The following is a 13,668-nucleotide window of genomic DNA, read 5'->3' on the forward strand; positions in this document are numbered from 1 at the left end:
TTATGGATAATCAGCTTATTTTTGATTTAGAAAGCACTAAAGCCAGTTTTGAAATGGTATTAGGCAATGAATTCACTTGAAATACAAGCCATTTACACATAGGAAAGCTTAGTATGATTTGCAGTAGACTGATTAACTTAGCACCTTGCTTGATTTGCCAATAAATAGGTTCAAATAATGTTAAACTTATTCGCATGAAACGATGATAGGTTACAAGTTGTTCTTTAAAATGTTTTATATAATAACTGATTTCAAAAAGGTTATAAGGTGGTAAAGCTTCACTAGGCAGATATACCCCTCTTAAAAAAAAGAATCGAGTTATTAGAATGAGTATTAAATAGCTGACAATGTGGATGCCTTTCTGCCTTACGTTTAAATGAAGATGCAATAAACATCTATAGCTTGCCATGAAGCAATACAATATTAATATAACTCCAGCAACACTTGTAGCTGCTACTTTTAAGCTTCTTAGAGAAGCTTTTACATCCTCTCCATGCAGTATTTCACTATTCTCCTCGGTTAATCCTAGCGTTAAAAGTGCCTTTTCTTCAATGATCTCACCTGCTACTTGACTTGGTAAAATAACAGCCTTTATCGGTGCCTTTTTTCCTAAGGTACTTGTTGCAGGAAAATAAATGACATCCTCTCCTAAGTCAAACCAATAATCCCAAAAGTACCTGTACTTACGATACACACCCACAATCTGATAGACCATACCTTCTATTTCACATACATTTCCCGTCACTTGTATGGAGCCAAAATACTGCTTTGCAACTTCATCACTAAGTAATATCACATTTCGTCCTTCTCTATCAGCTGCTGCCCCCCAGAAGGCACCATCTACTATCTGAATAGGTTCCATCATAGGAAGATTGCTGGTAGTCCCTCTTCCAACAAGCTCTCTCTCCTTTTTAACCTTTAATGTCACTGACTGCTCATTTAATACAACTGGCTGAAGCTTTTTATAGCTATCGCTTTCACAAAAGCTTGTTACTTCCAGCTTTTCTTTTGGGTAAATTTCTATTCTTCCCTCAGTATAAACTTGGGGTAAGCTTTCAATAAGACCTATTTTCAAACATTGTAAACCAATAAATAGTAACAAACAAAGAAGGCCCCTCTTTTTTATAGTCTTCATTTAAGTGCTACCTCCTGCCCATCTTTTAAATCTCCTAAATGGGAAGTAATGATCCTTTGGTTTTGATCTATCTGAGCTGATATAGCTACTTTGTAGTCTCCTTCCTCTAAAATCGTCACAGGTACTTCTCTTACTTTATAAACCTTTCTACCAATCCCTTCACTTTCCTCTACTACTAATACATAAGCATTAGTATACACCTTTTTAATGGCACTTTGATCCACAATCATCTGATACTCACTAGAACGGTTGGTTATTTCTACACTCACTGTCTTATAAGTAGTAGGCTCTAACTGCATTTGTTTTAAAAGCTGCTCCTCAACTTCTGCAGTCATTACATATTGTCCATTTTCTTCTTTAAACTTTTTCTTATTAATACTAGCTTCGTAACGCATTTGATTAAAAGTAAAACTTACTCTTTGTCCCATTTGTATTTTATTAGCTGTTTCTTCAGATACTTCAAAGCTTAAACCATAGTTAAGTGCTTTAGGAATAACAACTAAAAGCTGCTCCCCAGTTTGAACATACGCTCCCTTTGCTACATTTAAGCGATAAACATATCCTTCCATAGGACTTACTAATGTTTCACTTAAAGAAGACTGATTGATTAGTTGTTGTTTTTGCTTGTTTAAAAATTGCTCTTCTTTTAAATCCTCAAGGCTAAGTGTCACTTCAGCAAGCTGATTTTGTATATCTTGCATACTTTGCTTTAACGCTGTTTCTATAGCTTTTGCCTCATCTACTAAGCTTCTTTCTAAAGTAGCTAACTTATTTTTTTCTGCTTCATAGCTACTGATTGCTATAAGACCTTCTTTATGTAGCTCCTCATTCACCTGAACTAATTTTCTTTGCTCTTTAATCTGCTCTTTTAAGTCTATTAACTTGCTACTCGTTTCGTACTGTTCTAGTTCTTTTTGCTTAATCTCATAGCTAATTTCTAGTTGGGCCACTTCCTCTTCTTTACTTGCGATCTGCCTTGCTAATCTTTCATATGCAATTGTAAGTTCTGTTTCTTGGAAGGCTTTATTACTAGCTTCAGTCTCATAATCGCCTTTTTGTACAGTACAAAGAGCTTCTCCCTTTTCTACAAATTCCCCTTCTTGTTTAAAAACTTCTATAACTTGACCACTTATAGAAGGTACCAATATAGCTTGCTGACTTTTTAAACTTTCTTCATTTAAGCCTATTTTACCAGTCGCTAAATACTTCACTTCTACAACGCCGCTTTTAACTTGAGCAGTACTTACTACAGGTAATAGATACTCATAAATGCTTCTCGAAATAAATGTACATCCTATTAGTACTGCTAAAAATAGCAGGATTACTTGAATTAGTTTTTGCTTAAGGGATTGTGTTTTCTCCATGACTTTCTCCTTACTTTAAACTAGATATTTTTAAACCGTCTGACAAATCATCTTGGGCATAAATAACTAATAAGAGTGGCAAAACCATATATAAAACACTACATGCAAAACCAATATGTATATTTGACATTGCTAGACTGGATAAATACACAGACAAGGGTAGTTTTTCTCTAGTGCTTATAAAAATCAAAGGCTGCTCTACCATACTCCAATAATCTATAAATAATAAAACTGCTGCTGCAACAATAACTGGTTTACACATAGGTACCAAAATATAACTTAGCACTTGCCTATCATTAGCACCTAATAAACGTCCTTCTTCTATAAAACTAGCATCTATACCTTCCATAAATTGCTTTAAGAAAAAAACACCAAAGGTTCCAAATGCCCCTGGTAAAATTAAAGCCTTATAACTATCTAAGAACTGAAGCTTACTTAAGATCATATAGTTAGGTACCAATGTTACTTGAAAAGGCATGAGCATCATAATAATATAAATGAAAAATAAAGTTTCTGAACCCCAGAACTTTAACTTACTAAAACCAAAAGCTGCTAATATACTTAGTAACAGCTGCAAGATAACAATGGGCACAACAACTCTGAGTGTATTCCAAAAATAAACTAAATACTGAGGTGTTCGAAATAAAAGGCGATAATACTGGTCTAAATTGATATAGAAGGGCTTTGGAAATGTTCTTTCCCATAAGCCCATAGGTTGACTATAAATCGCCTTAATAAGTGCTTCACCTTTTAAAGAGTGAGAAAATAAATAGTATACTGGAAATAAAATGCTCACTATTAGTAGTCCCATACCTACATAAGTCATTCCTTGTTTTAACTTCTTCATTATTTTCTCCTATCCATTTTCTCTTATATACCGTTGTTGCCATCTTGCCCCGAAAAAGATAATCGTAAAAATGACTGTATATAAAGCAAAAGCTGCAGTCGTTAATAAGTCATAATTTAGTTTAGCAAAATGATTATTCATAAAATGTTGTAATAAGTATAGCTTCCTATTGGGATAATCTCCTTGAAGTAAGTATACTTCTCTAAAAATTTTAAAGCAGTTAGATAAGGAAATAACCACTGTAAAAAATAGCATGGGTATTAAATAAGGTATTTTAATAAAACTAGCAATCTTAAAAAAGCCCGCCCCATCTAGCCCTGCAGCTTCTTCATACTCTTTTGGCATGGTAAGGAGTGTCCCTATCATAAGCAGTACATTATAGCCAAGATTTTTCCATATAATAAGACCAATAATAATCCACGGTGCCTTATCACTTTGAAGCCAATCTAGGTGAGTACCTAAAACTGCATTTAAAATGCCTTCCTTAGCAAATAAATCTTGCCAAACTAACATAAGTGAAGCTGCTGGTAATGCCATAGGGATAAGTAAAAGTCCCTGTAACCATTTTCTTTTAGCAAGTTGCTTTTCAATTAATAAAGCTATTATCAAGGATAAAAGGCACAAGCTAGGAAGGGCAACCCCTATAATGAGTAGTGTATTGCCCATAGCCAAACGATAATTGGCGTTACTAAATAAAGTTTTAAAATGTGCTAGTCCTACAAATCGCCTGTCATTTAAGCCTGCCGTAAAGCAGTATACAAAGCTCTTCAAAAAAGGAAGTATATAAAATAATAGTACCCCTGATAAGCTCGGTAATACAAATAATAAGCCCTTCCACTTTCTAAGCTGCTTCATAGTCTAATCCTTTCTTTATTCCTTACCATAAAGTTCTAACTGTGGTTTCAGTCGTTCTACTGCTTGCTTAGCACTTTCCTTGTTTTCAAAGTATGCTTTGCTTCCTTCTACAATAAGATTAGTGAGGGTCTCATCATCTAGTATAGCTGTTTTAATTTGTTTTACTTCTTCATAAAAAGCCTGTAATGCTTCCTCATGTCCCCATTCCACAAAAAGTATGTCATGGTCATCAACTGAATACATATAAGATGCATTTTTATTAGTGTTTTCTCCTTTAATCCATTTTTCAAAAGCACCTCCATGAGTTGGAAAGCCTTCTAAAGTATCTGTTAGCTGCACCTTTTCATCTAATATGAATGTCATTATCTCTTCAGTAATCATCTTATTTTTGCTACTTGCATTAAGCCCAATGATACTACTGGGTTTATAAGTACACTGTTCTTCTTGCCGTACTATTTTAAAGCTACCTTCCCCCTTTTGTTTATTAGCCTCATTGCAAATAAGTAAATCTAATATACTGCCTACATCCTCTACAAATACATGGCTTTTTCCAAAAGCATATTCAAATATATTCTGTGTATTAATGGCTTCATGTCGATTTTCCATCATAGTATTATAGCCTTTGGATACTTCTTCCTGTTGCCTAGAAAAGGTTTTAATAGTTTCTAAAAACTGTATTAATGATTCTTCTTGTAATTCTCCTTGTTCATTAAACCATCTTTTTTGCATTTGTCCGGCAAATAAATGAATGAGACCTTCTGAATCCTGCTCAGGTAATATCATTTCTTTTGAATGTGCTTTTTGATAAGCCCCTAGCTCTTCTAGATTATCTACTTCATCAAGTACCTCCGGATTTCCCCATATAGTTGGTACTTTAAACCTAAGAGGAAGTGCATAAAGTTGCTCATCCTTTTGAAAAGGAGCAGTTGCAAATTCAAACATCTGCTCTTTTTCCTTTATTTCACTTAAGTCTGCCAAAACACCTTTTTCCATATAAGTATCTATTGGAAGACCATCTAAGACCATGATATCTGGTCCTTCTCCAGCTAAAATAGCTGTATTAAGTGCTTTAATAGCATCTTCTCTTGTAATCCCCTCTTCTCCAGTAAGACCTACTTGCACATTAATGCGTACTTCTGGATGTTGTAATTGATAAGCTGTTAATGCTTCTTGCAGTGTTCTATTGGTTTCCAATGTATAAGCATTTAATTCTGTAGTAGGTAGTGTAGGCGTGGTTTCGGAATAGCGATACAGTTTAATCACATTTTGATATTGATCATTGGTCATCTGCACAATAAAACGTCCATCTTTTTCTATGGCATTGACTAAACTATAAGAAGGTAATCCCAAAGAAAGTCCTGTACTACTCATGAGCTCTTCCCAAATACTTCCGCCTTCTGCAAAGTGGCTAATACCATTACCAGTAACAAGGTACATATTATTATTTTCTGTTGGTAATAAAACTGAAAGTTCATCAACATTTTCACAAGGTACAAAGTGATCTACTTGACTTGCATTTTCATTATAAGTATCTATTTGTTTATCCACTAAATTAATGGCATAAAGCATATTATTAATCTGTGCGATATTCCCATCTGCCTCTGAATACTTTCTAACTTCATTTCCTGTATTAAGGTCATAGCCTATTTGTCCAGTCATACTGCCAGATACCACTAATTGATTATCAGGTAAAATCACAAGATGAGATGGAATAATATAACCTAAGCTATCTGTTATTTGCAGCTGACAAGTTTCTATAGCATCTCCTTCAACATAAATAACATAGGTATATGTATTTTTGACTACTTCACTTGTGCCATCCTCATTAGTTATTAAAAATGCGCCTTCTTCTTTAAGGCCTAGTCCATCTTCACCTTGTTCTGCCTGCCCAAGGTTTGCTTCTTCTGTACTTCCAGTATCACTATTTTCTGCCTTCGTTTCCATATCTCCAGGTGCTACATTTGGGTCTTGTTCTCCTAAATCACCAACCATAATAAAGTAAGGCTCTCCTTTATCATTGACAGCCATAGCAGAAATCCAGTTGTAAGCATATTGCTTATTAAAAACTTCAAGCCAAGCTGGCTCTACTTTTCTCCAAACACCCTCTTCTTGTTCCTCAAAGATAACAAAACCTTTTTCTGTTTGTTGATAAATTTGTGGTTTACCTTGATTCGATACTAAAAATGTTGGAGCTTCTGGCATAAAGCCATCAATGGTCACTTCTTCCTCTATGTAACGTCCCATAGCTACTTCTCCTGTAGCAGTTTCTGTTTCTTTATTACACCCTACTACTGCTAGTAACATCAAGCTACAAATCAGCATGCCTACTAAACTCTTTTTTAACATTCTTATCTCTCCTTTCTTCTTCACTCTGTACTATATCAAATCAATCTCTAAAAATCCTCAAAGGATTTTAGAGATAATTTAGAGATAATTGTGTTATAATATGAAAAATCACACAATAAGGAGTTGCATGATGAGAATCTTATGCATTGAAGATGATACTGAACTTGCTGAAAGCATTTGCTTTCATTTAAAACATGTAGGCTATAACATCGATTGCTCTGAGGATGGCCTAGAAGGCTTCGAACTGGTAAAAACCAATACATATGATTTAGTTATTTTAGACCGGATGTTACCTAGCTTAGATGGCTTAAGCCTCTTAAAGCGCATTCGTGCTTTAAATCTCCAGCTCCCTGTTATTATGGTCACTGCTTTAGATGGCATAGGCGATCGTGTCGCTGGGCTTAATTCAGGTGCTGATGATTATTTAGTCAAACCTTTTGCCATAGAAGAGCTCATTGCTAGAGTTGGCGCTTTAAGCCGTAGACCTAGTCAAATGATAAATACTGAACAAATCCATTTTGCAGATGTTACCTTAGACTTGCTAGGTCTTTGCTTAACAGGTCCCCTTCGTTCTTGTTCTCTTTCTAAAAAAGAAGGAGATTTAGCTGATTTCTTTTTAAGACATCCTAATGAACCTTTAACAAGAGAACTCCTTTTATCTAAGGTATGGGGCCCTGATACAGAGGTAGAAGATGGTAATTTAGATAACTATATTCATTTTTTAAGAAGACGCTTAAAAGCCGTTGGTAGTGAGTTACATATTAAAACGCTACGTTCCATTGGTTATACTTTGGAGGCTACTTATGCTTAAAACACTCCGTACACGTTTAGCTAAGATTTGTATGCTTATTACGGCAACGCTTCTAGCTATGATGTCTTTGATTTCTTTAGGTATTTTAGAAAAGCAATTTAATGCCCAGCAATATACCTTAATTGAGAATCAGTTAAATAGCATCGTTTTTCGTTTACAAACAGAGCGAAGTATTAGTCATACTTTTTTATCTAAATTAGAAGCTACTAATCAGCTTTTAATTAAGATAGAGGATAATAGTATTCCTCTTCTTTTTAAAGGTAATACCCCTTCTATTACGCCTAGAACTCAACTTTTTGCAGAAGCAACTACTCTTGCTGAGACTAACTATCATTTTAGCACCTCTAATTTATTTACCTCTACTTTAGATATTCCCAAAGTCAGTTTTGAGTTTAGAACACCCCAGCATGAACACTATTTAGCTATTATTGGGACCTTTTCTTCTGAAGTTGGGCATTTTCGTTTGATTTTATTAAAAAACATGAAAAGCATGGATCGCTATATTGGGTTTCTACGATGGCTATTTGTAGGGCTTACCATCATTGGCTTTTTATTATTGGGTATTTTTAGCTTTTGGTTTTCAGGACAAGCAACTCGTCCTATTGAACTTGCTCAAAAAAAGCAAACAGACTTTATCGCTGCTGCTTCTCACGAACTACGTTCACCTCTAGCTGTAATTCATACGAATACCTCGGCTTTAGCACTTAACGCTAATCAAGAAACACTTCGTTTTACTATCAGTATTCATAATGAATGTACACGTATGAAGCACCTCATTGATGATCTTCTTTTACTGGCTAATATGGATGCTAAACATTGGTCTATTCAAACTACTCCCACAGAAATAGATACTTTAGTTCTAGATATGTATGAGTGCTTTATACCCCTAAGTAAGCAAAAGGATCTTATTTTTAATGTCATTCTTCCTGATGATTTGGTTCCTACTTTAATGATTGATAACGAACGTATTCGCCAAACCTTAAGTATTTTGTTAGATAACGCTTTTACCTATACACCGGCTGGCAATAAAGTATCGCTCGTATTAAATTATACTCCTCATGAGCTTACTATTTCAGTCATCGATAATGGCCCAGGTATTGCCGAGGAGCATAAACCCTATATATTTGATCGTTTTTACCGAGTCGATACCTCAAGGCATGATAAAAACCACTACGGTCTAGGTCTCAGTATTGCTTATGAAATGATGCAGCTTCATCATGGGCAGCTTACACTTCAAGACACCCCAGGTGGTGGTTGTACCTTCAGCTTAATTTTTCCTTTAAAATAATTTTATTTTTACATACAAAAAGAGCAACGACTAAAAGCATTTCTTTTAATCATTGCTCTTTTTATGATAATCTTGCTTATTTACAAGCAATAACTTCTACTTCACAAAGTACATTTTTAGGTAACGTTTTAACAGCTACGCAAGAACGTGCTGGTTTACTTACAAAATATTTAGCATAAACTTCGTTAAAAGCAACAAAGTCTGCCATGTCTGCCAAAAAGCAGGTTGTTTTAATAACTTTATCAAAGCTTGTCCCACTTGCTTCTAAAACAGCTGCTAAATTCTTCATCACTTGCTCTGTTTGAGCTGTAATCTCTTCTCCTACAATTGTCATCGTAGCTGGGTCTAAAGGAATTTGTCCTGAAGTAAATACTAAATCATTCATGCATACTGCTTGAGAGTATGGTCCAATAGCTGCTGGTGCAGCATCTGTATGTGTTGTTTTTAACATGTTGCGCCTCCTGTTTTATTTTATGACTCGATTATATTGCTTTACTGGACTTTCGTCAATATTTTTAATAATGTCTATCCCTTGCTATAAAAATTGTCTTGTTGCTTCTTTTACGCTCAGATACTTTTATTTGGTATTATAAAGCTTATATAAATGATATAAATTAATGAGGATAATGGCAAGGTTAGCAACTGCTACAGGATATGCACCTACAATAAAGCCATAAATAACAAATAATAAACAACCTACTGTATTAAGCAGACGAAGCTTAATCACATCTGTCATTAAAAGCGAAATGGCAATCATAATAGAAGCTGCATAACCTACCCATTCAATCCATGATGTAGCGGACATATTTTCTTCCTACCTTTCTAGTCTTCCTTAAAATGTCTTCGTAATACTATATGACGCTAAATCATATTATTTGCTGTTTTTTAGTTTCTTATTATAATAAACACCATATAGCAAAGATAACTAAGCACTAATAAGCTTCCTTCTAGCTTGCTAATTTTAACTTTAGTAATAGAGAAAATATAGGTTATGATACTTACGATTAATAGAACTATCATATCCATGAAAACAGCACCATTAACTTCTATAGGGAAAATCACAGAAGAAATGCCTAAAATAAAGAACACATTAAAGATATTAGAACCAATTACGTTGCCTAGGGCAATATCACTTTTACCTTTTCTAGCTGCTATAATGGAAGTCACAAGCTCTGGTAAAGAAGTGCCTACCGCAACAATGGTAAGTCCTACTAATTTTTCGCTCATTCCCCATGTTAGTGCAATTTGACTCGCAGCATCTACAACTAATTGTCCACCCACTATAATCCCAACTAATCCGCCAATGGCAATGAGTATGCTTTTTCCTATTCGAATCTCTTTTTCTACTCCTTTATTATCAGTTATAGAAGCTTCTGCTGTGCTATTTCTGTGGTTCAAAGCAATTTCAATGAGATAATACATATAAATTCCAAAAAGCACTAATAAGATTAAGCCATCCCCTCTAGAAATAGTATTCAAGCTAGTAGATTGAAAAATAGTATCATTAGCTAATATAAGTAAGATAAAGGAGGATAATAAAGCAAAAGGAAATTCTTTAGTGATGATAGATTTTTGCACTTGTAAAGGGGTAATAATCGCTGCAATACCCACTACAATAAGTAAATTAAATATATTAGAACCTACTACATTACCAATAGCAATATCATTTTGCCCCTTTAAAGCAGAAGTAATACTGACAGCAGCTTCAGGCGCGCTTGTCCCAAAAGCAACTATAGTTAAACCAATAATCAAATTGGGTATTCTTGCTCTAATAGCAATGTCAGATGCACCTTCTACGAAATAATCTGCACCTTTAATAAGTAATATAAATCCTAAAATAAGCCACACATAAATCATAGATATCGTCTCCTTACTAGTTATAATATTAAATATTGTTAGTATTGTTATGCTGTTATATTTTCATTCTAAAATAAAAGCCTTTTAAAGGCTACTCCATCCTCTAAAAAGCTTTTACTCATTTTCTATTTATTTAATAAGTATTATTATAATAAGTTCTTAATTAATTCAGCTGATGAAAGTGGTGAAAGATAAGAAAGTGGTACATCAAATACTGTTTTAGCACCTAATGTGCCTTCCTTGTTCATTCTAACAGCAGCTCTTGCATAAGCTACAAGTGCAGCAGCTGTAAATTCTGGGTTGCTATCTAATTTAAGTGAGAACTCAATGATTTGTTTATGTTCATCGTTAGCACCTGTTACACCACTTCTAAATACGAAACCACCATGTGGCATTTTGCTATGATTAGCACGAAGTTCTTCTTCTGTAATAAAGTGAACAGTTGTATCATAATCAGCGAAGTAGTTTGGCATATTTTTAATATCTGCTTCAATACGTGCACGATCTGCGCCTTCTTCTGCTACTACAAAGCATTCTCTTGTATGTTTTTCTCTTGTTGTTAAAGATGGATTATTACCATTTCTAACTGCTTCGATAGCTGAATCTACTGGAATCGTATATTGGATACCGTTTTTAACGCCTTCTACTCTTCTAATAGCGTCTGAGTGTCCTTGACTTACCCCTTTACCCCAGAAAGTATAGTCATTACCTTTTGGTAAAATAGCACCTGACATCATGCGAATCATTGAGAATAAACCTGGATCCCAGCCTACTGAAATGATACTTGTTTTACCAGCTGCTTTTGCTGCTTTTTCTACTGCTGCTTGGTATTCTGGAATTCTTGCATGTGTATCAAAACTATCAATGGTGTTGAACATACTTGCCATTTCTGGGCCTTGTACTGGCAAATCTGTTGCTGAACCACCACATAAAATCATCACATCAATGGCTCCTTTATAGCCTTCTAGTTCATCCATATGTACCACCTTTGCTGATGGTGTGGCGATTTTTACAGTTTCTACTGGTCTTCTTGTAAATACTGCAACAAGTTCCATGTCCTCATTTTGTCCAAGCGCCACTTCTACTCCACGGCCAACATTTCCATATCCAACGATACCTACTCTTACTTTCGTACTCATCACAAACCTCCTTAGTTTCCTGCTGTTATTAACTCATTTGTACACTACTCACAACTGACCACTAAACTCTACCCAATTTAGTAGTATTGATTAGTAGTATTGATTAGTACTACTAAATTATCTTTGATTTCTTTTCATTTGTCAATATCAAATCACTTCAAAATACAACCTATACTTTCCCTTTAGGCATAGTTGCTGCAACACGCTTTTCCTGTGTCATATCAGCTAACTTTTTAATAGTTTCAAAATCAAGACCTAAGCATTCTGCAATAAGCTGCCCCATTTGATGATCTGCTTTATAAAACAAAGCTGTTTGGCGATATTGCAATGCAGGATCTGCATGTTTTAAGTTGTCGGTCACATTATAAATAAAGTGTGCTTTATCATCACTGGTCATAGCTCTATAAAATTCACCAGGCTGCACAAAATCAGCATCTATGCTTTCAATAACATGTCTCTTAATTTCTCCTATTACAGGAATAGGCGGTGGTGCTACTTCAGGTGATACCACTACATTAACAAAACTACTAGGAAAATAATTCGGTACATTACCCATATTGCCATTAACCTGCATATTACCATCTCTTTGTGTAGTATATAAACAAGCTTTTGGTTTATTAATAGGAATTTGTGTATTGTTAGCACCTAAACGATAACGATGGGCATCTTCATAAGCCATTAATCTCGTTTGTAAAAGCTTATCTGGTGAAGTCCATATACCTGGTACAAAATGAGCTGGTGCAAAAGCTACTTGTTCTACTTCTGCAAAAAAATTGATGGGGTTTTTATTAAGTACAATCTTACCTAAAGGAATAAGTGGATGATCCTCTTCATACCATGTTTTCGTTACGTCAAAAGGATCTACGCGGTAATGGGCAGCTTCTTCTGGTGTCATGATTTGCACGCATACAGTCCACGAAGGATATTCTCCTCTTTCAATAGCGTTAAACAAATCTTGAACGGAATAATCTGGATTCTCACCTGCTATTTTTTCTGCTTCTGCTGCTGTAAAGTTTTTAATACCCTGATTCGTAAGCACATGATATTTTACCCAAACATATTCTCCTTTTTCATTGTACCACATGAAGGTATGGCTACCGAAACCATCCATATGCCTAAATCCCATAGGTGTACCTAGATTAGAAAAAAGCCGCATCACTTGATGCAACGATTCTGGTGTTAAAGAAAGAAAATCCCAAAACATATTAGGGTCCTTTAAATTGGTTTGTGGATTTCTCTTTTGGGTATGAATAAAGTCTGGAAATTTAATACCATCTCTAATAAAGAAAATCGGTGTATTATTACCTACTAAGTCATAGTTACCATCCTCAGTATAAAACTTCATAGCGAAACCTCTAGGATCTCTAGCAGTATCAGCAGATCCCTTTTCACCACCTACTGTAGAAAAACGTATAAAAATATCCGTTCGTTTACCTACTTGATTTAAAAACTTTGCCATAGTGTACTTAGATAAATCATTGGTTACCTCAAAATACCCATGAGCTCCTCCACCTTTAGCATGTACAACCCTTTCTGGAATACGCTCCCTATTAAAATGAGCTAGTTTTTCCTGCAAATAAGCATCTGCCAGTAAATCAAAGCCTACTTTTTTTCCCGTACTTATAGCTGCTTGATCACTTGTAACTGGTATGGATACACTCGTTGTTAATTTATTTTCTTCCATACTGCCTCCTCCATTTTTATAAATAGCCCTCTTATTAGTTTATGAGGCTGAAGTAGTCTAATATGATGAAGTAATTATTAAAATTTTTAAAACATATTTAATATTATTTTCTATTATGTTAAAATAAATACAGGTGAGTTACTAAGATTTGTTCTGGTATCGAACCTCTTATTTTAATTATCGTACTGATTGCACAAGGGTTCGTCCCAAGTGGTAAGGCGGAGCATATGGAGACTTTATAGGAGCAAGGCCTTTTTAGGTACTACTTCTTCTTTTGCTATCCCTAGGCCTCTTGGCCTAGGGATTTTTCGCTTTTATAACCTCTATTTTGTGTTTTGCTGA

12 protein-coding genes are annotated in these 13,668 nt (G+C 34.9%); 2 read left to right on the forward strand and 10 right to left on the reverse strand.

Annotation, left to right across the window (positions count from 1 at the left end):
- Nucleotides 1–10 precede the first annotated feature (10 nt).
- The 5 genes from CLOLE_RS13270 to CLOLE_RS13290 are packed head-to-tail and all read right to left on the reverse strand — an operon-like array spanning nt 11 to nt 6,547.
- Nucleotides 11–1,135: an ABC transporter permease gene (locus tag CLOLE_RS13270; protein ID WP_013657638.1), complete on the reverse strand. Its 1,125-nt coding sequence runs from the start codon at nt 1,133–1,135 to the stop codon at nt 11–13.
- A complete protein-coding gene (locus tag CLOLE_RS13275) occupies nt 1,132–2,499 on the reverse strand; it encodes an efflux RND transporter periplasmic adaptor subunit (RefSeq protein WP_013657639.1) in 1,368 nt (455 codons plus the stop codon). The genes CLOLE_RS13270 and CLOLE_RS13275 overlap by 4 nt, the downstream gene beginning before the upstream one ends.
- Before the next feature lie 10 nt (nt 2,500–2,509).
- On the reverse strand, nt 2,510–3,346 hold the full coding sequence (locus CLOLE_RS13280) for a carbohydrate ABC transporter permease (protein WP_013657640.1): 837 nt from the start codon (nt 3,344–3,346) through the stop codon (nt 2,510–2,512).
- A gap of 9 nt (nt 3,347–3,355) precedes the next feature.
- Nucleotides 3,356–4,201: a carbohydrate ABC transporter permease gene (locus CLOLE_RS13285; RefSeq protein ID WP_013657641.1), complete on the reverse strand. Its 846-nt coding sequence runs from the start codon at nt 4,199–4,201 to the stop codon at nt 3,356–3,358.
- A 15-nt stretch (nt 4,202–4,216) separates the two neighbouring features.
- Nucleotides 4,217–6,547 (reverse strand): extracellular solute-binding protein, encoded by a 2,331-nt coding sequence (locus CLOLE_RS13290; RefSeq protein WP_013657642.1) that lies wholly within the window; start codon nt 6,545–6,547, stop codon nt 4,217–4,219.
- 130 nt (nt 6,548–6,677) lie between these two features.
- Here CLOLE_RS13290 and CLOLE_RS13295 point away from each other — a divergent pair, with 130 nt between their 5' ends.
- Both CLOLE_RS13295 and CLOLE_RS13300 read left to right on the forward strand, forming a co-directional pair.
- The gene (locus CLOLE_RS13295) at nt 6,678–7,358 is read left to right on the forward strand and encodes a response regulator transcription factor (RefSeq protein WP_013657643.1); all 681 of its coding nucleotides are present in this window, start codon (nt 6,678–6,680) and stop codon (nt 7,356–7,358) included.
- Complete coding sequence (locus CLOLE_RS13300; protein WP_013657644.1) at nt 7,351–8,646, forward strand: sensor histidine kinase; 1,296 nt, start codon at nt 7,351–7,353, stop codon at nt 8,644–8,646. The genes CLOLE_RS13295 and CLOLE_RS13300 overlap by 8 nt, the downstream gene beginning before the upstream one ends.
- Nucleotides 8,647–8,722: 76 nt before the next feature.
- Here CLOLE_RS13300 and CLOLE_RS13305 read toward each other — a convergent pair whose 3' ends face one another.
- The 5 genes from CLOLE_RS13305 to CLOLE_RS13325 form a co-directional block, all read right to left on the reverse strand.
- Nucleotides 8,723–9,097 carry a RidA family protein gene (locus tag CLOLE_RS13305; protein ID WP_013657645.1) on the reverse strand — a complete coding sequence of 125 codons (375 nt, stop codon included), beginning with the start codon at nt 9,095–9,097 and terminating at the stop codon, nt 8,723–8,725.
- A gap of 126 nt (nt 9,098–9,223) precedes the next feature.
- A complete protein-coding gene (locus tag CLOLE_RS13310; protein WP_013657646.1) occupies nt 9,224–9,451 on the reverse strand; it encodes a YgjV family protein in 228 nt (75 codons plus the stop codon).
- A gap of 80 nt (nt 9,452–9,531) precedes the next feature.
- On the reverse strand, nt 9,532–10,503 hold the full coding sequence (locus CLOLE_RS13315) for a calcium/sodium antiporter (protein ID WP_013657647.1): 972 nt from the start codon (nt 10,501–10,503) through the stop codon (nt 9,532–9,534).
- Nucleotides 10,504–10,649: 146 nt separating this feature from the next.
- Nucleotides 10,650–11,642, reverse strand: a complete 993-nt coding sequence (locus tag CLOLE_RS13320) for a diaminopimelate dehydrogenase (protein ID WP_013657648.1) — start codon at nt 11,640–11,642, stop codon at nt 10,650–10,652.
- A gap of 169 nt (nt 11,643–11,811) precedes the next feature.
- Nucleotides 11,812–13,326, reverse strand: a complete 1,515-nt coding sequence (locus CLOLE_RS13325; RefSeq protein ID WP_013657649.1) for a catalase — start codon at nt 13,324–13,326, stop codon at nt 11,812–11,814.
- Between the last annotated feature and the right edge of the window lie 342 nt (nt 13,327–13,668).

This window comes from Cellulosilyticum lentocellum DSM 5427, assembly GCF_000178835.2.
Lineage (GTDB): Bacteria > Bacillota > Clostridia > Lachnospirales > Cellulosilyticaceae > Cellulosilyticum > Cellulosilyticum lentocellum.